Source organism: Flavobacterium collinsii (assembly GCF_946903285.1).
GTDB classification, from domain to species: Bacteria; Bacteroidota; Bacteroidia; order Flavobacteriales; family Flavobacteriaceae; genus Flavobacterium; species Flavobacterium collinsii.
On record NZ_OX336425.1, the window covers coordinates 582,631 to 604,350 of the forward strand.

Consider the following 21,720-nt stretch of genomic DNA (forward strand, 5'->3'; position numbering starts at 1 on the left):
TAATTTTAATTGAAATTTAAACTTGTAACATTATGAAAAAATTATTAGTACTTTGTTTTGTAGTTCTTCTGTCTTCTAATTTCTATGGACAAGAGTCAATTACAAAAGCAGCGAAAAGTAAAACGGAAGCCGCCGCTAAAAAGAAAAAAGCGGAAGCAGATAAAGCGAAAGCAGACGCTAAAAAAGAAACTGCAAAATCCAAAAAGGCAGCGGATGATGCCAGCAAAGCGGCAGCAAAAGCGACAAAAGAATCTGCAAGTGCTGCTAAAAAAACGGCCGACAAGCAGGCCACTAAAGCAAAAAGTGAAGCATCGAAAGCAAAAAGTGATGCTGTCAAAGCAACAAAAACTGCTGACAAAGCTGCCAGTACAAAAGCAGCAAACGCAAAAGCTGATGTAACAAAAACAGCAGCAAAAGCGACTGAAGCATCAACAGCAGCTAAAAAAGAGGCCACCGCAGCTAAAAAAACAGCCGCCAAAACCATTAAAGAAACGAATGAAAAAGCTCCAAAAGTAGCCGACAAAGTAACTGGCGAATACAATGGAAAAAAAGTATATACCGGACCTAAAGGCGGTAAATACTACATTAATAAAAATGGTAATAAAACCTATATTCAGGAATAAAATTCATTTTACCGATATCTGAAAGGGGTTACTTACAGTAACTCCTTTTTTTTGTCTATTGAGAAACCAAATATTCGTTAACATACAAGTAACTTTTCCTTCCAAACACTACTAATTCCAAAACCTAAGCAGCGAATTATATGGGCTGAACGGCCTTATAGAGTTAATAATTTAGTAATACGCGTGAAATATCATAAAAAGCATATTTCTTTATCTTCGTTTTTAAAAAGCGTTACACCATGAGCATTGATTATTCTGCGAACAAAACAATTTTAGTTGCTCCACTAAACTGGGGACTGGGCCATGCTACAAGATGTATCCCTATTATAAAAGCGCTTCAAGAAAACAATTATATTCCTATAATCGCTTCTGACGGTATTGCACTGGCATTGCTGCGAAAGGAATTCCCATACATTCAGACCCTTGAATTGCCGTCTTACCATATCGAATATGCCAAGAATGCCAAAAACTTCAAATGGAAGCTGATTAAAAACCTGCCCAAAATGATTGTGGCTATTCTTGACGAGAAAAAAATAGTAAAAAGCTGGATCAAAAAACATGGAATAGACGGAATTATCTCGGATAACCGACTAGGAGTTTTTAGTAAAAAAGTTCCCTCTGTGTTTATGACGCATCAATTGAATGTCATGACCGGGAACACAACCTGGTTTACCAGTAAATGCCATCAGCATATTATAAAAAAATATACCGAATGCTGGGTTCCGGATACTAATGATTCCGTTAATCTAACCGGTGATTTAGGCCATCTGAAAACGAATGATCTAAACTTAAAATATATTGGTCCGTTAAGTAGAATGCGCAAAAAGGATACTCCAAAAGTGTACGATTTGATGATTATCCTGTCGGGGCCTGAACCTCAGCGTACTTTTTTGGATGAAAAACTACAGAAAGAAGTCGTCAATTATAAAGGTAAAGTGGTGTTTATACAAGGCATCGTTGAGAAGACACAAAACAAATGGCAGGCCGGAAATGTTACCTATTACAATTTCATGAACTCAAAACAGTTGGAACAGACTTTTAACGAAAGTGAATTTGTATTATGCCGTTCGGGTTATACAACTGTTATGGATTTAGCCAAATTAGGCAAGAAAGCCTTTTTCATTCCAACTCCAGGGCAATACGAACAGGAATATCTGGCGATAAAACTTCAGAAAGAAAATTTAGTACCCTATGTAATACAAGACGACTTTACCATTGAAGATCTTTCAAAAGTAAAGTCGTTTAAAGGTTTGACTCAATTTAACGATACAATAGACTGGGATTCTTTATTTACCGTTTTTGAGGATAAAATCTAGAAGTTAAACTGCGCCTGCAAACGCAATAAATTCCCTTGCTGTCTGTTAATTGGAAGTGCACTGTCCTGGAAAGTTCTATCGGCAATAACATATTCGGCAGTAAGTTCAAAGGCTTTTAGAGGCTGCCATTCTATGCCAAATTCATAATCTCTAACGACATAACTTCTGGCATCTTTCTCATATTTCTTCCCTCCGTCGTAATATTGAAATTTGGCGAAAGGATAAATATGCTGTTTTTTAATATCTAATTTGTAGTTCAGTAATACATAACCACCATCCAGATCTGTTTCATCGACTGCGTTAGTTACTGAATTGTATCTTGGTCCTTTTCCGATATTGTACTCAGTCTGAATTCCAAAAGGTCTTGGATATAGTACGAATGTTGCTCCTACCCTTTGATCTTTTATGTGCTGTGAATTGTTCACTTTAACTCCTGATGAAATTTCACCTGAAAAAGCCCATTTTCCGGCATAAGCCTGAATTCCGGGTTCGATAATCTGACTACCAATCACAAATGGGTAGGTTACTCTTGCCACCACATTCAAATCTCTGTTTCCATCTAATCTATTCGCAATTTGACCATTGTAAACTCCAAAAGCGAAAACACCATAATCACCTGATCCTTTATAACCGTCTTTTACCAACATTTCAAAACGCTCTCTAATTTTAGCCGGTGCCCAGTAAAAGAACATTCCTAAATCACGTTCGTTTAATATTGCACTGTTCAACGCATCGTTTCGATCTAAAGTTAAACGCTGTCCACTTGACTGCATATTCTCGAAACCGTATGGTATTTTACTCTGCCCGACACGTAATCTGTATTCTCTCTTCTTATCAAAAGAAAGATCAAAATATAAATCCCTAACCTGAACAAAATTCTGAACTCCTGTAACCGGAGAACTCGCAAAATCAGGTTGAAAATAGAAAAATACATTTGGATGAACCTGACCAGAAAACACTAAACGTGCACGTCTGATAAATAAACCATTGTTTGCTTTTGCATCCGGGGCTGTAGAAGTTGTCCCCCAAGATCTGTCGCACTGATCACAGGAGACTTTATCGTTTGTAGAAAACAAACCGTTGTATCGTATCTGTGCATAACCTCTTAAAGAAATCTTGTCGTACCAACGATCCTTATCCTTTTCATCATCACTATTCCCGGATTCCGTCTCCGGTAACTTCGATTTGTTGATTGAATCAAGAAGACGAACTACTTCTTTTTTTACATCTTCTTTCTTTAAGTCCTGTGCGTTTGATACACAAGTAATTAGCAAAAAAACTGCTATTAGTTTTATTTTCATTCTTTCTATTTTCTTATGCCTTAATTTTCGAATGCAAAGATCTGGCACCTATGTTAAGATATCATTAACAAGGTGTTACTATAATAAAAAGGAATTGTTGCGAAATGGTTACGCAAATTGAGTTAGTGTTAAAACACCCTGTTTTACGATACCTCGCTCAAACAAGGTTACAATTATTTAACTTCGGCTTTTATTGTTTTGTTTGCTTTTTCAAGCGTAAAAGAAAATTCAGAACCAATTCCGAACTCACTTTCTACATATACTTTCTCTTTATGTGCTTCAATAATATGTTTTACGATGGCCAATCCTAATCCGGAACCGCCTTCTGAACGGGTTCCACTTTTATCCACTCTGTAAAAACGCTCAAAAAGTCTTGGGATATTTTGTTTTTCAACACCTTCCCCATTATCACTAATACGGATTAAGACTTTTTTCTTGGTCAGATTAACCACTCCTACTTCCGTCAAACCGCCCTCTTTACCGTACTTTATAGAGTTCACGATCAGGTTTTCCAGAACTTGCTGAATTCTGTCCTTATCTCCACGAATAATTACCGACTTAATGTTCTTACTTTCAAAAGCCAATTTAATTTTCTTCTTGTCAGCCTTCATTTCCAGTAAATCGAAGACATTCTGAATCAGTTCTACAATATCAAAATCACTCATGATTAAATCCAGATCTCCTGATTCCAGCTTGGTGATCATGTCCAGATCTTCGACGATATAAATCAATCGTTCAACGCCTTTTTCAGCTCGCTTTAAATATTTTTTTCGAATGTTCTTATCTTCCATAGCGCCATCCAGCAAAGTCGAAACATATCCCTGAACCGTAAACAAAGGTGTTTTCAGCTCATGTGAAACATTTCCAAGAAACTCACGTCGGTATTGTTCCCTGATTTCCAGCATTTCAATTTCCAGCTTTTTATCTGTAGCAAACTTTTTCACTTCACGTGAAAGCGTTTCCATATCCGTAGTTATAGGTTGATTGATCAATGTTGTTGTCTCTAATAATGAAACCTCATCGTATATCTTCTTGACTCTTCTGTAAATAAAACGCTCCACACGGTATTGCAAGACCAGGAACGAAAACGCATAAATGGATATTATAAAGATTATTCCGAATACAAATTGATACTTCAATTGGTTTTTATAAAACAAGGACATCAATATCATCACAAATCCTGTTGCAAAAAGACTTATGTATAATGCTGACTTTACAGCAAATTTGTATGTTTTTTTAAAATTAATTTTCATTGAAATTATTGAGCCATTAAGAGATTAAGAAAATTAAGTTCTGTTTTGAGTTCTATTCTTTTGGGCAAAAGCAAAAAAGGAATAACTCAAAAACCATATAAGAAAATGAAGATTACACAAACTTCAATTCTTATATGGTTTAAATGTATTGAATATTTTAAAACAATTTGAATGAATTTAAATCCTGATTAAAACCCTTAGCCACGCAGCTTTTCAGAACCTCAGCAGCTTAAAAAGCTAAACTTCAAATTTATAACCCACTCCTTTTATGGTTTTAAAAAGGTCTTCTCCTATTTTCTCACGAAGTTTTCGAATATGAACATCAATGGTTCTACCTCCTACTACAACCTCGTTCCCCCATACTTTATCCAGAATTTCGTCTCTTTTGAAAACTTTTCCCGGTTTTGAGGCCAATAAGTAAAACAATTCGAATTCTTTTCTTGGTAAGGCGATCTCCACGTTTCCTTTGATGATTTTATATTCTTCGCGGTTGATCTCGATTCCTCCCACATTTAAAGTGTCACTTACAACTTCTTGTTCTTTTAACCTTCTTAACAGCGCCTTTACTTTGGAGACCAATAATTTCGGTTTTATTGGTTTTGTGATATAATCATCTGCACCCGCATCAAAACCAGCAACTTGTGAATAATCCTCACTTCTTGCCGTAAGGAATGTTATGATAACATTATTTAATTCAGGAATTTTTCTAATGTGTTCGCAGGCTTCCATTCCGTCCATTTCTGCCATCATTACATCCATAATAATCAAGTCCGGCAATTCTTTCTGAGCCTTTGCTATTGCTTCTTTTCCGTTAGAAGCAGTTACAATCTGGTAGCCCTCCTGAGCAAGGTTATAGCCAACGATTTCTAAGATATCTGGTTCATCGTCAACTAATAAAATCTTGGTTTGTGTTTTTTTCATAAATAGCAAAAATTGAGATTTTTACATCAAATTTTCTTTATTATACATTCGATGATTTTCATTTGAGATGGTAAATATACTAATAAAACAACCGTTAAAAATTGCGGTTAACGGTAATTTAATCTGGTAACAATTTGATAATCTACGCAACACGAAAACATAACAAGTGGCTAACATGAACTTTACACAGCGTTTCTTTCTTTGCACAAAAATAAATTAAACACAACACTGAAATGAAATTCAATTTAAAATTTCTATTTATCACATTATTCATCTGTACGATTTCGATCGCACAAAACAAAGGTACGATTTCTGGTGTATTAACCGACAAAGAAACCAACAATGAAGCTTTACCTTTCGCAAATGTTTTATTAAAGGGAACTAACATTAGCGCGAACACTGACATTGAGGGAAAATATTCCTTAAATGTAAATCCGGGAAATTATATCATTATTTTTAGTTTCGTTGGATATGAATCTATAGAAAAGCCAGTAACTGTTAAAGCAAATGAAACTCTTACGGTAAATCAGGTACTTTCATCAGGAAGTTTTACACTTAAAGATGTTGTTGTAAAATCGTCTGCCGTAAACAAAGAAAAAGAAACCGCCTTATTACTCGATCAAAAAAACGCTGTCGTTATCAAACAAAGTATTGGAGCACAGGAAATGTCAAGAAAAGGTGTTAGTGATGTCGAAGAAGGTTTGACAAAAATCACCGGAATTACAAAAGTAGGTTCAAGAGGTTTATTTGTTCGTGGATTAGAAGACCGATACAACAATTTATTAATCAATGATCTTGCCGCTCCAACAAACAATCCTTTTTTAAAGATTATCCCATTGGACTTATTTTCAACTGATATTGTTGGTGTTATAGAAGTATACAAGACTTTCAACCCTAATATATATGGTGACTTCGCTGGAGGAACATTTAATATTCAGACTTCGAAAAACACAAAAAGCATTACAAAAATTAATATCGGAACTAGTTATATTGCCAATAGTAATTTTAAAAGATTCTCTCTTTCTAAAGATGCAGACTCAGCAGAAGGTTTCTTTGGAATGACAGGAGACAATAGAAAACTACCTTCATTATTAGGAGGCACTCCTTCCGGACATGTTTTTACTCCTCAAGAATCGTTAAATTCATTTCAAAGTGGTTTTGATGTTTCACCTATAAGAAGCCCACTAAACACAAGTATTGGATTTTTACATTCAGAAAAATTCGACTTAGGTAAAGACAGAAACTTTTCTTATATATTTTCGATAAATGCTGAAAACAGCTATGGAATTCAAGAAGGAGTAGACAGAACTTTTGCCTATCAAAGTACCGGAATCGCTTACAAAACTGACTTTGTTACGACAGACAACCATTATAAAACTTCTTTAACAGGTTTATTAGGTTTAAATTATAGTGCCAAAAGATTCAAATTAGCTTACAATAGTCTTTTCATAAGAACTACTGACAATTTAATCAAAGATCAATTTGGTGTTGCAAATGCTGAAACTGGAACTGGAACAAACAAAACTCTTATCCGCACGAATCAATTAGACCAATCAAATTATTGGAATAATCAATTATTAGGAGAATACGCATTAACTGAAGACAAGAGTCAGACTGTAAAAGCTGGTATCTCTTATGCAAAAACAAAATACGACCAGCCTGACAGAAAAGCATTCTCAGGTGTAAAAACTGAAAATGACGGAGTTATAGCTTCAATTGCCGGAAATAACTTTATCAAACAATATCTGGAAATTACCGGAAATTCATACTTCTCTGGATTAGCAGAATACAACTTAAAGTTTGGATCAGACAAAAACCATAAACTTACAGTTGGATATAACGGAAATAAATCTGATATGGAATCTTCTTACCGTTTTATTTCACCAACTACAGGTCCAAATGTTGATGCTCCTTTGAATAGCATTGACAATCAATTGAACGGCTACGTAGCTGGAGGTGCTTTTAACTACAGAGAAAGCTCTAACTCGACTTATAAAGCAATCCTAAAAGAAGGAACCAATGCCGGGTATGCAAATTTACTTTATAAGTTCAATGAAAAACTTGAAGTGAATGGCGGAGTAAGAGTAGAAAATGCAAATAGAACTACTAAGTACAGACAACAAGGTTCATTTGACGAACCATTCATAACTTTAAATTACGATAAAGTTTATTTTCTACCTTCGGTAAATACTAAATACAGTATTAATGAAAAATCAAATATCCGTTTAGCTGGTGGTATAACTTATACAAAACCTGTAATAATGGAAGCTTATCCAATTGAATACATCAATGCCGATGGAACTTCTATGAAAGGAAACCCATATTTAGTAAATAGCGACAATTACAATGTTGATCTAAAATATGAGCTTTTCCCAACAGCGAAAGAAATGTTTGCAGTTGGTCTTTTTGGAAAGAAAATGAAAAATCCAATTGAAAGAACATTAACTGCTAATGCTGCAGGTTCTACAATCATTACCTATTTAAATTCAGACAATGCTGTTCTATACGGTGCAGAAATTGAATTCATATATGACTTAGGAAGACTTACTAATACTTTTAAAGATTTCTCATTAGGGTTCAACACTTCATTAATGAGTACAAAAGCAGAAGTAAAGCCTTTCATCATAAACCCTGACGGAAGTACTTCACAATCAATAGAAACTCATAGATCAAGAGATTTACAAGGTGCTTCAAAATGGTTGATTAATTCCGATTTAAAATATCAGTTTGACATTAATAAGAACTGGAATAATACTCTTTCCTTAGTATATTCAGTATTTGGAAAAAGAATCTATGCGGTAGGAACAAATGGTTTAGATCATATTTATGAACTACCAGTACAACAATTAGATTTTGTATGGAGCAGTAAAATAAATGATCATTTTGACGTAAAATTCTCAGCAGACAACTTAATTGACCCTGCTCGTAAATTTGAAATTGGAGATAACAGCGTAACTCCTGTTGTAGGAGATCCGATAACAAGAAGTTACAAAAAAAGCCGAGGGTTTTCTTTAAGCCTTGGATACACATTCTAATACTATTTACTTTTATAAACACAAAGCTCTATTTCGATAGGGCTTTTTTTATACTCCATTATAAATCAACTTAACATTAAATTCATATTTAAGAGATTTTATAATAACAGTATTGTAATACTTAGCTAACACACATGAAGTATTCTCATCCTAATTTTGTCAGCAAAGAAATAAACTATTAAAACACAACTATGAAAACTAAATTTTTCGCTTTAGCCCTTTCTATTGGCTTATTATTTTCATCATGTAGTAGCGACAACGATCCGGCTCCATTTATTGTAGCTCCTTTAACAGGAACTGAAAGTATTGTTGTAGGAGCGACTACCACTTTTAGCAGTACAACTACTGGCGGTACTTACACAAGTGCTACACCTGCTGTTGCAACTGTTGCGGCTTCAACTGGGGTTATCACAGGAGTTTCTGTTGGTACTTCAGTTATTACTTACACAGTACAATCTGTTGCTGTTACAAAAACTGTAACTGTAACTGCTGTACCTGTAGCAACTGGAGAAATTACTGGTCCAATTACAGCTGATAAAACTTATGCTTTAGGAAACTATACTATGAAAGGTATGGTAAAAGTTAATTCAGGTGTAACATTAACTTTTGAAGCTGGTTCAACTATTACAGTTGATAAAACTACCGGAGATAATGCATTAGTAGTTTTAAATGGTGGTAAACTAATTATCAATGGTACTGCTGATAAACCAGTTGTATTTACTGAGAAATCTAAGATAGCTGGTTCTTGGGGAGGTATCATCATGTATGGTGACGCACCAATCAATGCTATCAACGGTGTAAAAACTTCTACTTCAGAAGATGGAAATGCTTTACCATATGGAGGAACAAATGCTGCTCATAACGGTGGTTCATTAAAATATGTAAGAGTAGAGTATGCTGGTTCTAAATTAGCTGATGGAACTAAAGAATTAAACGGATTCTCTTTCTACTCTGTAGGATCAGGAACAACTTTAGATCACTTAGTATCTTACAAAGGTGCTGATGACGGATTCGAATTTTACGGAGGAACTGCAAGTTTAACAAATGCGATCTCATACGAAAATACAGATGATTCTTTTGACTGGCAAGATGGATGGCAAGGTCAAGCCAATTCAAATTGGTATGCACGTCAAAATGTAAAAGGAAATTTCGGAATTGAAATCGAATCTTCTAAAAACAATAACGCTTACTTCCCTAAAGTTACAAATATCACTCTAAGAAGAATTGCTGGTACAACTCCTGAAGCAGTTGGAGATGTTCAAGTAGATGCTTTCCAATTCAAAAATGAAGGAAATGGTGATTTCAGTAACATTATCATCGATGGTTATGGTGACTATACCGAAGCTGGTAAAGTTTACACTGGTGCAGCTGTAAAAATACAAGATGCTTCAACAAACACAAACCAAGTAAATGGTGGTAAAATTAAAATTACTAAAGTTAAAATTACTAACACTTCTAAAAACATCTTAGGTGTAGTGGTAGCTCCATGGGACGGTATTGTTACATTCCCGGCTGGAAATTTTGTAACAGATGATACTGCTACTGGAGCTTCAATAACTGGAGGTGCCTGGGCAACAGTTAATGGTGTTGATTTGACTAAATAAAAGTTTAAAAAACAATATTGTTAAAAACATCCTAAAAATTTAGGATGTTTTTTTTTGGTGTAATGTCTAGTCCTGAAATAGCGATACACAAAAAGTATCATTATGGAAGTACCTCAAGAAATACGCTATGTAAAGCGTACACAAAAAGACTACTCTATGTCTTTTAAATTACAAGTTGTTCAGGAAATAGAACGCGGAGAACTCACAGCAACGGAGGCTACAAAGCAGTATGGCATCCAATGCAAAAGCACAGTTGTCCAATGGCTTAGGAAATTTGGTAACTTTGATTGGGAAAACCAAACCTCTATGAAAATGGCAAAAACACCTGAACAAAAGATTATGGAGCTTGAAGCTCAAGTCAAACTTTTAGAGAAACAAAAGGCACTCCTGGAAAGACAGGCTTTTGTTGCAGACAAGAAAGCAATCTTATTTGATATGATGATTGATTTAGCGGAAAAAGAATATCATATTGATATCCGAAAAAACTCTGTGCCCGAACAATCACCCATTTCAAAGAAAGAGAACAACAAACAATAGGATTTACCTGTTATTTGTTCGGGATAGACAGACAGGTTTATTATCGAAAAATTAAAAGAACAACAATTAAACAAAATAAAGCTAAAGAAGTTGTTTTAATGGTTAATGATCTTAGGCAATTAATGCCTAGAATAGGTGCTAGAAAGCTCTATTATCTTTTATTGGATCAACTCCATTTGATGAAGATTGGAAGAGATAAATTCTTTGATATACTTAGAGCTAATCATTTATTGGTACAACCTAAACGTAGTTACCATATAACCACAAATTCACATCACCGGTTTAGAAAGCACAAAAATCGAATTTTAGATTTAGAAATAAATCGCCCTGAACAAGTTTGGGTATCCGATATTACTTATATCGGAAAAAGAGATAATCCGTGTTATCTAAGCTTGATCACAGATGCTTATTCAAAAAAGATAATGGGGTATTATGTTGCTGAGAATCTCAATACTCAAAGTAGTTTAAGAGCTCTTAAAATGGCTCTTAAGCAAAGAACGCATAATACATTAACTCTAATCCATCATTCAGATAGAGGTTTGCAATATTGTGCACATGAGTATCAAAAAGAACTTATGAAAAATAAAGTATTATGCAGCATGACCCAAAATTCAGATCCTTATGAAAATGCGATAGCAGAAAGAATTAATGGAATTTTAAAACAAGAATTTATGATCGATAAGTATCATCAAAAAAGAAAAATTACAAGCTTAATAATAAAGGAATCTATCAATATTTATAATAATCTCAGACCTCACTATTCTAATTACATGTTAACACCAAATCAAATGCATTCTCAAAATCAAATTCAAATGAGAAGATATAAAACAAAAAACAGTTGCAAGAGGGTTCTTGCAACTGTTTAATTAATTATTTTTATGTAATAATCTGTATCGCTTTTTTAGGACGAGACATAATTTTTGTACTTTTTTTTTTGTATATTTACAGTAACCAAAATAACGCGATGGCAAAAAATTACTTTTATATTACTTTCTTATTGGCTTTTTTCTTTACTGTAAGTGTTTCAGCACAAGACAGTAAGCAATTACCAAAACCTCAACAGACCGCAACCATTGAGGGTTTAAGCTTGTACCCTAATCCAGTGACTGGTGGAAAAGTAACTATCTCCTCTAAAAATGATTTAGAAAAAGAGATCATCATCTTTGATGTTTTAGGTAAAAAAGTACTTCAAACACATTTAAGTTCACGAGAATTAAACGTTTCGGATCTCGTTCCCGGCGTTTACATCATCAAAATAAGTGAGGAAAATAATTCGGCAACACGAAAACTCATTATTCGATAAAACACAAAAGCTCTAATGAAAATTAGAGCTTTTTTAGTTTTCAGTCACAGTCTCGGTTTTCAGTTTCTACGAAAACCTAAAATGACAACTGAAAACTGTGACTGAATACTGTGACTGAAAACTAAAAACAATATCTTTGCACAAAAAAAGTTTTGATCACAGCCAACGATATATTTACCATTTCGAGTCAGAAACAATTTGAGAAAATAGCCCTAAAAGTGTTTCGTTTTCAACATGAGAATAATGTTGTATATCGTGATTTTTGCGATTTTTTAAAAGTAAATCCACAACAGATAAAATCACTGGAACAAATTCCTTTTTTACCCATTCAGTTTTTCAAGAGTCACAATGTCGTTTCCAATACTAATCCTGCTCAGGTAACTTTTACAAGCAGCGGAACAACCGGCATGATTACCAGCAGACATATTGTGACCGATGTAACCCTTTACGAAGAAAGTTATCGCAACGGATTTTCACAATTCTATGGCAACATAGAGGATTACGTTGTTTTAGCACTTTTACCGTCCTATCTCGAACGCGATGGATCTTCGCTAATCTATATGGTCGAAGACTTAATAAAACTCTCCAATCAGCCTGACAGTGGGTTTTACCTGCACAATCACGACGACCTGATTAAAAAGCTTACCACTTTAGACGAATCCGGTCAAAATGTGATCTTAATTGGGGTTACTTATGCCTTACTGGATCTGATTGAGAAACACCAATTCAATCTCCAGAATACCATTATTATGGAAACCGGCGGTATGAAAGGCAAACGTAAAGAAATGATTCGCGAAGAGTTACACGAACAGCTTTGTGCAGGTTTTGGCGTTTCGGCCATTCATTCAGAATACGGTATGACCGAACTTCTGGGACAAGCTTATTCTCTGGGCGAAGGTATTTTTGAATGTCCGTCGTGGATGAACATTTTAGTTCGTGATCCCGAAGATGCGCTCACTTACGTGAAAGACGGAAAAACCGGTGGAATCAACGTTATTGATTTGGCCAATATCAATTCGTGTTCCTTTATTGCCACTCAGGATTTAGGCAAAAAAAATCCCAACAACTCTTTCGAGGTATTGGGACGTTTTGATAATTCTGATATTCGTGGCTGTAACCTAATGGTTTTATAAAAGTTGAACCGTTAATTTGGTTAATCGTTTAATCGTGAAAAAATCGATTAAAAAAATCCCAACAACTCTTTTGAAGTATTTAGGACGCCTTGATAATTCTGATATTTATGGCCGTAACTAATAGTACTTTAAAAAAGTTGGACACTAATACAAAAGCTTATTTCTTTAAAAAGCTATTCTCGCAATATGTCTTTAACTTTTTCTCTTAACTGAGGTAAAACCACATCCTGAAACCATTCATTTTTGGCCTGCCAGATATTGTTTCTCGGTGACGGATGCGGCAAAGGAAAAAAGTACGGTAAATAATCTTCAAAATTTCGTACCGTTTCGGTCAGTGTATTTTTGATATTATCCCCTAAATAATATTTCTGCGAATACTGCCCCACTAACAAAACAAGTTCTGCATCCGGCATTAATTTCAATACTTTTTCATGCCATAATGGTGCACACTCTGGACGCGGAGGTAAATCTCCTGTCTTTCCTGTACCCGGAAAACAAAAACCCATTGGCATCAACGCTATCTTATCGGTATTATAAAATATTGTTTTATCAATTTGCAGCCAATTCCTCAAATTGTCTCCGCTTTTGTCGTTCCATGCAATATTTGTATTGTATACGATTCGCCCTGGTGCCTGCCCTATAATTACAATTTTACTCTTTCTGCTGACAGCAACAACAGGATTTACGCCATCTTTAAGATAATCTTCACAAACACGGCAGTTTTTAATTTGTTCCAGAAGCTCTTCCATAAATCTGATCAATTATTTAAATTAAAGCACCCTCCTGCTATGACTGTGTTATCCTTATTCCTTAATCTACAAGTTTAAGTCCTTTGCAAACATCCTTTAATAATTCACATGGATCTACATCAATTGCCAAAGCAATCAAATACAATTCGTCTGCACGTAATTTTGTACTAGTATTATTCGCTAATTCACTCAAGCGTGTTTTACTAATTCCAGTTTTACGGGAAACATCTGAACGATTTACTGATTTTCTAGAAAAAAATAATCCTAATTCTGTCATTATTATCTGTTTTTACAGACATAAATCTAGTAAAACAGAACAATTTTTCTGAAAATCTAAAACTTGATTTGGATTTTTATCCGAAAATCAATACGTTTGTTTAGAAAATCGGATAACTAAACTAAAAAACATGTCACTACGAAACACCTATACGAAATTACAATTGGAAGAATTAATTCACAGTCAGCTAGAAAACCTAAACGCAATGAACGATTTGATCAGTATCATGCGACACCAGAATGATTTGCTGAAAAATGCTAATAAGAAATTGAAAGAAGAAATAACAGATTTCAAAGAGTATCAAATAAAATACGCCACAAGAAGAAAACGAACCTCTTAAAAACTAGGAGATAAATAAGTGTTAGGGGCTTACTTTAGATTATACACTTCGCAAAACAATCCCTAAAAAAAACAGATAAAAAAACCGTTCCAAATTAAGTATTGAAACGGTCTTTAAAATTTAAATATTTGATCTGGCTCAAAGATTACTTTACTCTAATCACAAAATAATTCTTCTTTCCGCTTTGTAATAACACAAACTGATTATTAATTAAATCATTTGCAGTTAAGACAGAATCTTCTTTTATTTTTTCTCTGTTCACCGAGATCGAATTTGCGGTTAAGGCACGTCTTGCTTCTCCGTTTGATTTAAAGAAACCCGTTTTCTCGTTTAAAACCGTAATGATCTCCAAACCGTTTTCTAAATCAGCTTTTGCGATTTCAGCCTGAGGGACACCGTCAAAAACTTCCAAAAAAGTAGCTTCATCCAATTTTTTCAAATCTTCAGCTGTAGAATTTCCAAACAAAATATTCGACGCCTGAATTGCTTTTTCCAATTCTTCTTCAGAGTGAACAAAAATGGTAATTTCTTCTGCCAGTTTCTTTTGTAAAACTCTTAAATGCGGAGCTGTTCTGTGCTCTTCGATTAAAGCATCAATCGTTTCTTTATCTAAAAACGTAAAGATTTTGATGTATTTCTCTGCATCTACGTCAGTTGAATTCACCCAAAACTGGTAAAATTTATACACTGAGGTTTTATCAGTATCCAACCAAACATTTCCACCTTCAGATTTTCCGAATTTAGATCCGTCTGCTTTTGTAATTAATGGTGTTGTTAACGCAAAAGCTTTAGCATTCTCTCCCCCCATTCTACGCACTAATTCTGTTCCAGTGGTAATATTCCCCCATTGATCAGAACCTCCCATTTGCAAAAGACAGTTGTTGTTCTTATATAAATGATAAAAATCGTATCCTTGAATTAATTGATAAGTAAATTCCGTGAAAGACATTCCTTCACCTTCTCCATTAATTCTTTTCTTAACAGAATCCTTCGCCATCATATAATTTACCGTAATACGCTTTCCAACCTCACGGGCAAAATCAATAAACGAGAATTCTTTCATCCAATCATAGTTATTAACCATAATTGGGGCGTTTGGTTCATTTGAATTAAAATCTAAGAAACGAGACAGAACACTTTTAATTCCCGCAACGTTTTTAGCCAAAGTTTCTTCGTTCAGCAAATTTCTTTCGTCAGATTTCCCAGAAGGATCACCAATCATTCCGGTCGCACCACCCACAAGAGCAACTGGCTGATGCCCAAAATTCTTTAAATGAACCAATAAAATAATCTGAACCATGCTGCCAATATGCAGTGAATCTGCCGTTGGATCGAAACCAATATAAGCCGCAGTTACTTCTTTTAGCAATTGTTCTTCCGTTCCTGGCATGCTATCATGATATAACCCGCGCCACTTTAATTCTTCAACTAGATTCTTCATTTTTTAAATAATTTGTGCAAATATAATCAATGGCAATGGCAATGACAAAAAGCAGTTCCAATATCAATAGTAAAAAGCAATTTCAACATCAAAATCCTTAGCTACAAAGAGGACATCCCTTAAAACTTTAGCCCTTCAAAAACTCCAATTAAAACATATATAACTTTTTACATTCTACATAAACAACCTATAACTTTTTACTTATTTTTACCTCAACTAATTAATAACCATCCAAAAATTACCTTTATGAAAAAACTTTTGCTTCTTGCAATCTTACTTTCTTACTCCTTTATTAATGCTCAGATCTCTTTTGAAAAAGGATATTTCATATCTAATAATGGAACCCGGACAGAATGCTTCATCAAAAACATAGACTGGAACTACAATCCAACAGATTTCAAGTACAAAATCAATAACGAAGACACCAATACTAAAACAGAAACCGTTGCCAATGTTCAGGAATTTGGAATCGTAAACAGCACAACATACAAAAGAGCAAAAGTTAATATCGATATTTCAAGTGATGTATTGGAAAGCTTTTCCACAGACAAAAACCCTGTCTGGCAAGAGCAGCTCGTTTTCTTAAAAGTTCTTGTTAAAGGAGAGGCTTCTTTATATTACTATACCAATAATGACATTACAAGGTTCTTTTATGAAACAAAAGAAAGATCCGCAGAACAGCTTGTACATAAGGAATACATTGCTGAACTGAATAACTCCCGGACAACAGTTGAAAACAATTACTTCAGACAACAATTATTCAACAATGTTAAGACCAAAAACACAACTGAATATGATGTTAAGAACCTGCCTTATAAAAAAGAGGCTCTTATGAAATATTTCCTGAAATACAACAATATCTCATCTGATGAAATCGAGAAAACAATTACCTCAGCAAATAAAAGTATTTATCATTTAAAGATAACTCCGGGTATTGGTTTTTCTTCTATTTCAATTGATGGTATCAATAGGGATGGATATAATAGTGTAGACTACTCTAAGAAAGCAACTTTTAAAATAGGATTGGAAGGCGAACTTATTCTTCCTTTCAACAAAAACAAATGGAGTCTTTTTATAAACCCAACCTATCAACAGTACGAAAACAAGAGTGAAACCGGAGTAATAAATTACATGAATGATGGTATGAGAGTCGAATTTCCCTCTGAAGTTAAATACTCAGCCATACAGATTCCTTTTGGAGTACGTCATTATTTTTTCCTAAGCAGCAAATCTAAAATATTTATTAATGCCGGTTATGCCATTGATGTAAGTGGCAAATTCAAACTTACAAGCAAACCAACCAACTTAGACAGCTCCACAAGCGGTAATTTTATAACCGGACTTGGTTACAATTTCAAGAACAAAGTGACTGCAGAAATTAGAGCAAATAGCCGCAAGGATATCCTTACCGGATTTACCTCTTATAGCGGAGCTTACAGATCATTAGATTTTATACTAGGGTATACTATTTTCTAAAAAAACAAAATTGAATAAAAACTTGCGCCTTTAAACCTGTCTCTCTTTGCATCTTTAGTCCAAAATACTATCTTTACGAGATGGTATTAGTAACAGGAGGCACAGGTTTAGTTGGCGCACATTTATTACTTCATCTGATTGAGAATGGAGAAAACGTTCGGGGTATTTACAGAACTCTAAATAACATTCAAAAAACCAAATCGGTTTTTGAATTGTACAAAAAAGGAGAACTATTTGAAAAAATCGAATGGGTTGAAGCAGACATTTTAGATGTCCCATCTTTAGAAATTGCCTTTACAAACATTGATTATGTATATCATTGTGCCGCACTGATCTCATTTGACCCCAAAGACGAAGAAGCACTTCGAAAAATCAATATCGAAGGAACTGCCAATATGGTTAATTTTTCGATTGCCAGAGCGGTAAAGAAGTTCTGCTTTATAAGCTCTATTGCAGCTTTAGGTGATTTAGCAGCTCACGAAACTTACATTACAGAAGAAACAGACTGGAACCCCGAAAAACCTCATAGTGATTACGCAATTTCTAAATACGGAGCCGAAATGGAAGTTTGGCGTGGTTTACAGGAAGGCTTAGACGTAATTATCTTAAATCCGGGTGTTATTCTGGGGCCAATCCCGAAGCACAAAACAAACGTACAGGGAAGTGCAGAACTCTATGCCAAAGTTGCCAACGGACTTTCTTTTTATACTCTTGGAAGTACCGGTTTTGTTGCTATAAATGATGTGACAAAAATTGCTAATCAATTAATGAAAAGCGACATTAAAAACGAACGCTTTACTTTAATTGCCGACAATATTGTTTTTCAGGATATCCTAAACACGATTGCCGATACTTTAAAAGTAAAAAAACCAAGCATTCATGCTACGCCGGTATTCATGAATTTCCTTTGGGTCGTCGATGCGATTTTTTCGACTTTATTTTTTCAGAAAAGACGTCTTACAAAAGCAACTGCAAAGGCCTCCTATTCCAATAATCTGTATTCTAATGAAAAAATAAAAACCGCTCTGGGAACGGTTTTTCAGGATGTACATGAGTACATAAAAAATATTTCAAAACTTTAACAACTATCGATCTAATCGTTTTGTTTTTCGGATAGAATCCAGTTTCACCTTTGTTAGATTATTCCCTACTGTATCTTTAAGTTTGGTTTTCTTTGCTTTTGCTGCATTTTTCTCTTCAATTTTTAATATCGAATCTACAGCTCTTTGATTAACAGCCAAACGTTTTCCAACTTCGTCAAACATGCTTTTATAATTTTCATAATCAGCCGCATAATAGCGGTTACTCTGTGAAAATTGCAAACTATCAATCTTGTACTTTTTCAGGATAAACGCCGTAGGACTTGTTTCGACTGAATCTACCGAAACAGGATGCTGATACTTCATAGCTTCAATAAGAGAGAGATCATACATAATATCAACCATTTTATCTTTCTCGATAAGCTTTGCAGGCTGTTTGACCAGCTCTTTTTTACAACTTACAGAAAGAAACAATACCAATATTATTACTATAAAATTTTTCATCTCAGCTTTTTATCTGTCAAACAATAAACGTTTTCCTGCGCGAATATCTTTTACTTTAAAGTTATTGTAAACCATTTCACCGTTTACAAAAGTATGAGTAATTCTAGACTTAAAAGTAAAATTCTCAAAAGGTGACCATCCACACTTAGCTAAAATATTCTCCGGTTTCACGCTCCATGGCAAACTTGGATTTACAATCACTAAATCGGCATAATAACCTTCTTTTATAAAACCTCTTTTTTCTATTTTGAAAATTTTAGCCGGATTGTGGCACATTTTCTCTACAATTTTCTCTACACTGATTTTCCCTTGATGATGTGCTTCAAACATGGCTACAACAGCATGCTGTACAAGCGGCCCACCGGATGGTGCATTCAGATAAGGCTGCATTTTTTCTTCTTTAGTATGTGGCGCATGATCTGTAGCAATTACATCGATACGACCATCATTTAGAGCTTCCCAAAGCACTTTTCGGTCGTTTGCTGTTTTTACAGCAGGATTCCATTTAATAAAATTCCCTTTGGTTTTATAATCTTCGTCTGTAAACCATAGATGATGCACACAAACTTCAGCGGTAATTTTTTTATCTTCCAATGGAATTTTATTGGTAAACAATTCCATTTCTTTCGCAGTCGAAAGGTGAAAAATATGCAAGCGCGCTCCTGTTTTCTTAGCTAGTGCCACTGCTTTTGAAGAAGAAATATAACACGCTTCTTCGCTGCGTATTAAATGATGTGCCGTAACCGGAATATCATCACCATACTGTTCTTTAAACTCCTTTAAATTATTCTGTATAGTAGTTTCGTCTTCGCAATGTACTGCGATTAACATTGGCGTACTGGAGAATATCTTTTCTAAAGTAGCTTCATTATCTACCAGCATATTTCCGGTTGAAGAACCCAGAAAAATTTTTACTCCCGCAACATTCTTTGGATTTGTTTTTAGAACTTCTTCGAGGTTATCATTGGTAGCTCCCATCATAAAAGAGTAATTCGCAAATGATTTTACTGCCGCAACCTGATATTTGTCTTCGAGTATTTCCTGAGTTACAGCATTTGGAACTGTATTAGGCTGCTCGATAAAAGAAGTGATTCCACCTGCAACTGCAGCTCTTGATTCGGATTCAATGTCTCCTTTGTGCGTTAGCCCGGGCTCTCTAAAATGCACCTGATCATCAATCGCCCCTGGAATTAAGTAATTCCCTTCGGCATCTATTACTTTACAATCAGATGATTTTAGACTGATGCTGTCTGCCACTTCAACAATCAGGTCGTTTTCGATCAAAACATCTCCTTCAAAAATAGATCCTTCGTTTACAATTCTGGCATTTTTTATTAGAATCTTATTCATTTTCATAACTTTATAAAGTATTGACTAATTTTTTCAATCGAAGTGAAATTACCCCAAGTATCGCTTCTTTAATAATGGCATTGCTCATTTTAGAAACTCCTTTTGTTCTGTCTGTAAAAATAATTGGAACCTCCTTAATTTCAAATTTAGCACAGTAAGTCCTGTACTTCATTTCAATCTGAAAAGCATAACCCACAAATTTAATTTTGTTAAGATTGATTTTCTCCAACACTTCCCTTTTATAACAAACAAAACCTGCTGTTGCATCGTGTATTTTCATTCCGGTAATAAATTTCACGTACACCGAAGCGAAGTACGACATCAAAACACGGCTTAATGGCCAATTGACAACATTTACCCCCGTTACATAACGAGAACCAATAGCTAAATCGGCTCCACCAAAATGGCAGGCATCAAACAGCTTTTCGAGATCATTTGGATTATGTGAAAAGTCGGCATCCATTTCAAAAATGAAGTTATATTGACGCTCTAGTGCCCATTTAAAACCATGAACATAGGCCGTTCCTAAACCTGACTTTTTAGCCCTTTTTTCTAAAAACAACCGGTCCGGAAACTCTTCCTGCAAAGCAACTACTTTATTGGCAGTATGATCAGGCGAATTATCGTCAATGATTAAAAGATGAAAAGGTTTATGTTGCGAAAGTACAGCTCTAACTATACTTTCAATATTTTCGATTTCGTTGTAAGTGGGAATTATGACAATACAATCATTCATTTTTCTGAGTAATTTCACCGCAAAAGTAAACTTTTTATAGCATTTGATTCATAATAAATATATAATAAAAGTATTGATGCAAAAAATTACTAATTTTGCATCGCTATGATTGAACAACTTCATCCCCGAATTCTGGAAAACAAAGACTGGGCAACACTTTTATTTGTGTTGACCTTTGCAGTTGTTGCTATGACTAAATCAGCTTACGAAACCAGGTTTAGCGAATTCAGCAAGCTTATTTTTTCAGACAAATACGCCAAGATCTATCGCGACAATAATCATTTAAGAAGCAGCTTTACCGTTGGTTTATTTTTTGTACAAATTGTTTCGTATGCTTTTTTCATACAGCTTACGATGCATATTTTCGGATATGCTTCTAAAACAGACTGGATTTTATTCATTCAGCTTGCCACATTTTTACTTTATTTTATTCTGGGAAAATTTTTAATTGAGAAAATTGTAGCAACTTCATTCAATATCGACGAATTTGCAGACCTTTTTAACTTACAAAAAGTCACTTATAGAACTTATATAGGCGTTTTAATCCTTCCCATCAATGCTGTTTTGTTCTATTATGACAATATTCCGCAAATTGTACCCCTAGCAATAATAGCCATTTCGCTGTGTATAAGCCTATACTCCTATTTTATTTCAATAAAAACGTATCAAAATGCAATAATCAGCAAGTTATTTTATTTTATTTTATATCTTTGCGCTCTTGAAATAGCCCCTTATTATTTCATGTATTATTGGATTACAAAAGAGGCGGCTTAGTAAATGT

Annotated in this window: 21 protein-coding genes; 12 read left to right on the plus strand and 9 right to left on the minus strand. The window is 34.5% G+C overall.

Going from position 1 to position 21,720, the window contains the following annotated elements; all coding sequences use genetic code 11:
- Window positions 1-32: 32 nt before the first annotated feature.
- Window positions 33-623: a hypothetical protein gene (locus OGZ34_RS02660; protein ID WP_173965963.1), complete on the plus strand. Its 591-nt coding sequence runs from the start codon at window positions 33-35 to the stop codon at window positions 621-623.
- A gap of 239 nt (window positions 624-862) precedes the next feature.
- On the plus strand, window positions 863-1,939 hold the full coding sequence (locus tag OGZ34_RS02665) for a glycosyltransferase (protein ID WP_263362049.1): 1,077 nt from the start codon (window positions 863-865) through the stop codon (window positions 1,937-1,939).
- Here the strand turns inward: OGZ34_RS02665 and OGZ34_RS02670 are convergent.
- The 3 genes from OGZ34_RS02670 to OGZ34_RS02680 all read right to left on the minus strand — a co-directional run bounded on the left by OGZ34_RS02670 (window position 1,936) and on the right by OGZ34_RS02680 (window position 5,414).
- A complete protein-coding gene (locus OGZ34_RS02670; RefSeq protein WP_173965965.1) occupies window positions 1,936-3,240 on the minus strand; it encodes a porin in 1,305 nt (434 codons plus the stop codon). The genes OGZ34_RS02665 and OGZ34_RS02670 overlap by 4 nt on opposite strands.
- A gap of 173 nt (window positions 3,241-3,413) precedes the next feature.
- Complete coding sequence (locus OGZ34_RS02675; protein ID WP_263362050.1) at window positions 3,414-4,493, minus strand: sensor histidine kinase; 1,080 nt, start codon at window positions 4,491-4,493, stop codon at window positions 3,414-3,416.
- Window positions 4,494-4,730: 237 nt separating this feature from the next.
- The gene (locus tag OGZ34_RS02680; RefSeq protein ID WP_041518469.1) at window positions 4,731-5,414 is read right to left on the minus strand and encodes a response regulator transcription factor; all 684 of its coding nucleotides are present in this window, start codon (window positions 5,412-5,414) and stop codon (window positions 4,731-4,733) included.
- Between the two features lie 233 nt (window positions 5,415-5,647).
- On the opposite strand from OGZ34_RS02680, the gene OGZ34_RS02685 reads away from it, so the two are divergent.
- The 6 genes from OGZ34_RS02685 to OGZ34_RS02710 all read left to right on the plus strand — a co-directional run bounded on the left by OGZ34_RS02685 (window position 5,648) and on the right by OGZ34_RS02710 (window position 13,026).
- Window positions 5,648-8,449 carry a TonB-dependent receptor gene (locus OGZ34_RS02685; protein WP_263362051.1) on the plus strand — a complete coding sequence of 934 codons (2,802 nt, stop codon included), beginning with the start codon at window positions 5,648-5,650 and terminating at the stop codon, window positions 8,447-8,449.
- A 191-nt stretch (window positions 8,450-8,640) separates the two neighbouring features.
- A complete protein-coding gene (locus tag OGZ34_RS02690; RefSeq protein ID WP_263362052.1) occupies window positions 8,641-10,053 on the plus strand; it encodes a YdgA family protein in 1,413 nt (470 codons plus the stop codon).
- A gap of 102 nt (window positions 10,054-10,155) precedes the next feature.
- Complete coding sequence (locus tag OGZ34_RS02695; RefSeq protein ID WP_263360326.1) at window positions 10,156-10,590, plus strand: helix-turn-helix domain-containing protein; 435 nt, start codon at window positions 10,156-10,158, stop codon at window positions 10,588-10,590.
- 14 nt (window positions 10,591-10,604) lie between these two features.
- Entirely contained in the window at window positions 10,605-11,456 is an 852-nt protein-coding gene (locus OGZ34_RS02700; RefSeq protein ID WP_263361901.1) for an IS3 family transposase, read from the plus strand.
- A gap of 98 nt (window positions 11,457-11,554) precedes the next feature.
- A complete protein-coding gene (locus tag OGZ34_RS02705) occupies window positions 11,555-11,893 on the plus strand; it encodes a T9SS type A sorting domain-containing protein (RefSeq protein ID WP_173965969.1) in 339 nt (112 codons plus the stop codon).
- Window positions 11,894-12,045: 152 nt separating this feature from the next.
- Window positions 12,046-13,026, plus strand: a complete 981-nt coding sequence (locus OGZ34_RS02710; RefSeq protein ID WP_263362053.1) for a LuxE/PaaK family acyltransferase — start codon at window positions 12,046-12,048, stop codon at window positions 13,024-13,026.
- Between the two features lie 173 nt (window positions 13,027-13,199).
- Here the strand turns inward: OGZ34_RS02710 and OGZ34_RS02715 are convergent, their stop codons facing one another.
- On the minus strand, window positions 13,200-13,775 hold the full coding sequence (locus OGZ34_RS02715) for a uracil-DNA glycosylase family protein (RefSeq protein WP_263362054.1): 576 nt from the start codon (window positions 13,773-13,775) through the stop codon (window positions 13,200-13,202).
- 61 nt (window positions 13,776-13,836) lie between these two features.
- Complete coding sequence (locus OGZ34_RS02720; protein ID WP_249966441.1) at window positions 13,837-14,052, minus strand: helix-turn-helix domain-containing protein; 216 nt, start codon at window positions 14,050-14,052, stop codon at window positions 13,837-13,839.
- A 130-nt stretch (window positions 14,053-14,182) separates the two neighbouring features.
- Here OGZ34_RS02720 and OGZ34_RS02725 point away from each other — a divergent pair, with 130 nt between their 5' ends.
- Complete coding sequence (locus OGZ34_RS02725; protein WP_070906508.1) at window positions 14,183-14,392, plus strand: hypothetical protein; 210 nt, start codon at window positions 14,183-14,185, stop codon at window positions 14,390-14,392.
- 145 nt (window positions 14,393-14,537) lie between these two features.
- Here the strand turns inward: OGZ34_RS02725 and tyrS are convergent, their stop codons facing one another.
- Window positions 14,538-15,833 (minus strand): tyrosine--tRNA ligase, encoded by a 1,296-nt coding sequence (gene tyrS, locus OGZ34_RS02730; protein ID WP_263362055.1) that lies wholly within the window; start codon window positions 15,831-15,833, stop codon window positions 14,538-14,540.
- A gap of 246 nt (window positions 15,834-16,079) precedes the next feature.
- On the opposite strand from tyrS, the gene OGZ34_RS02735 reads away from it, so the two are divergent.
- Both OGZ34_RS02735 and OGZ34_RS02740 read left to right on the plus strand, forming a co-directional pair.
- Window positions 16,080-17,309: a PorT family protein gene (locus OGZ34_RS02735; RefSeq protein WP_263362056.1), complete on the plus strand. Its 1,230-nt coding sequence runs from the start codon at window positions 16,080-16,082 to the stop codon at window positions 17,307-17,309.
- An 80-nt stretch (window positions 17,310-17,389) separates the two neighbouring features.
- Window positions 17,390-18,391, plus strand: a complete 1,002-nt coding sequence (locus OGZ34_RS02740) for an NAD-dependent epimerase/dehydratase family protein (protein ID WP_263362057.1) — start codon at window positions 17,390-17,392, stop codon at window positions 18,389-18,391.
- A gap of 3 nt (window positions 18,392-18,394) precedes the next feature.
- Here OGZ34_RS02740 and OGZ34_RS02745 read toward each other — a convergent pair whose 3' ends face one another.
- Genes OGZ34_RS02745 through OGZ34_RS02755 form a run of 3 tightly spaced genes read right to left on the minus strand, consistent with a single transcriptional unit; the run spans window position 18,395 to window position 20,939 of the window.
- Window positions 18,395-18,853, minus strand: a complete 459-nt coding sequence (locus tag OGZ34_RS02745) for a DUF4296 domain-containing protein (protein WP_173965974.1) — start codon at window positions 18,851-18,853, stop codon at window positions 18,395-18,397.
- A gap of 9 nt (window positions 18,854-18,862) precedes the next feature.
- Window positions 18,863-20,203 carry a dihydroorotase gene (locus tag OGZ34_RS02750; protein WP_173965975.1) on the minus strand — a complete coding sequence of 447 codons (1,341 nt, stop codon included), beginning with the start codon at window positions 20,201-20,203 and terminating at the stop codon, window positions 18,863-18,865.
- 10 nt (window positions 20,204-20,213) lie between these two features.
- Window positions 20,214-20,939: a polyprenol monophosphomannose synthase gene (locus OGZ34_RS02755; protein ID WP_173965976.1), complete on the minus strand. Its 726-nt coding sequence runs from the start codon at window positions 20,937-20,939 to the stop codon at window positions 20,214-20,216.
- Between the two features lie 105 nt (window positions 20,940-21,044).
- Between OGZ34_RS02755 and OGZ34_RS02760 the strand changes: the two genes are divergently transcribed.
- The gene (locus OGZ34_RS02760; protein WP_263362058.1) at window positions 21,045-21,713 is read left to right on the plus strand and encodes a DUF4271 domain-containing protein; all 669 of its coding nucleotides are present in this window, start codon (window positions 21,045-21,047) and stop codon (window positions 21,711-21,713) included.
- Window positions 21,714-21,720: the final 7 nt, after the last annotated feature.

Coding starts and splice junctions, on each gene's coding strand:
- OGZ34_RS02660 (WP_173965963.1), top strand. CDS start 33: ATGAAAAAATTATTAGTACTTTGTTTTGTAGTTCTTCTGTCTTCTAAT.
- OGZ34_RS02665 (WP_263362049.1), top strand. CDS start 863: ATGAGCATTGATTATTCTGCGAACAAAACAATTTTAGTTGCTCCACTA.
- OGZ34_RS02670 (WP_173965965.1), bottom strand. CDS start 3,240: ATGAAAATAAAACTAATAGCAGTTTTTTTGCTAATTACTTGTGTATCA.
- OGZ34_RS02675 (WP_263362050.1), bottom strand. CDS start 4,493: ATGAAAATTAATTTTAAAAAAACATACAAATTTGCTGTAAAGTCAGCA.
- OGZ34_RS02680 (WP_041518469.1), bottom strand. CDS start 5,414: ATGAAAAAAACACAAACCAAGATTTTATTAGTTGACGATGAACCAGAT.
- OGZ34_RS02685 (WP_263362051.1), top strand. CDS start 5,648: ATGAAATTCAATTTAAAATTTCTATTTATCACATTATTCATCTGTACG.
- OGZ34_RS02690 (WP_263362052.1), top strand. CDS start 8,641: ATGAAAACTAAATTTTTCGCTTTAGCCCTTTCTATTGGCTTATTATTT.
- OGZ34_RS02695 (WP_263360326.1), top strand. CDS start 10,156: ATGGAAGTACCTCAAGAAATACGCTATGTAAAGCGTACACAAAAAGAC.
- OGZ34_RS02705 (WP_173965969.1), top strand. CDS start 11,555: ATGGCAAAAAATTACTTTTATATTACTTTCTTATTGGCTTTTTTCTTT.
- OGZ34_RS02715 (WP_263362054.1), bottom strand. CDS start 13,775: ATGGAAGAGCTTCTGGAACAAATTAAAAACTGCCGTGTTTGTGAAGAT.
- OGZ34_RS02720 (WP_249966441.1), bottom strand. CDS start 14,052: ATGACAGAATTAGGATTATTTTTTTCTAGAAAATCAGTAAATCGTTCA.
- OGZ34_RS02725 (WP_070906508.1), top strand. CDS start 14,183: ATGTCACTACGAAACACCTATACGAAATTACAATTGGAAGAATTAATT.
- tyrS (WP_263362055.1), bottom strand. CDS start 15,833: ATGAAGAATCTAGTTGAAGAATTAAAGTGGCGCGGGTTATATCATGAT.
- OGZ34_RS02735 (WP_263362056.1), top strand. CDS start 16,080: ATGAAAAAACTTTTGCTTCTTGCAATCTTACTTTCTTACTCCTTTATT.
- OGZ34_RS02740 (WP_263362057.1), top strand. CDS start 17,390: ATGGTATTAGTAACAGGAGGCACAGGTTTAGTTGGCGCACATTTATTA.
- OGZ34_RS02745 (WP_173965974.1), bottom strand. CDS start 18,853: ATGAAAAATTTTATAGTAATAATATTGGTATTGTTTCTTTCTGTAAGT.
- OGZ34_RS02750 (WP_173965975.1), bottom strand. CDS start 20,203: ATGAATAAGATTCTAATAAAAAATGCCAGAATTGTAAACGAAGGATCT.
- OGZ34_RS02755 (WP_173965976.1), bottom strand. CDS start 20,939: ATGAATGATTGTATTGTCATAATTCCCACTTACAACGAAATCGAAAAT.
- OGZ34_RS02760 (WP_263362058.1), top strand. CDS start 21,045: ATGATTGAACAACTTCATCCCCGAATTCTGGAAAACAAAGACTGGGCA.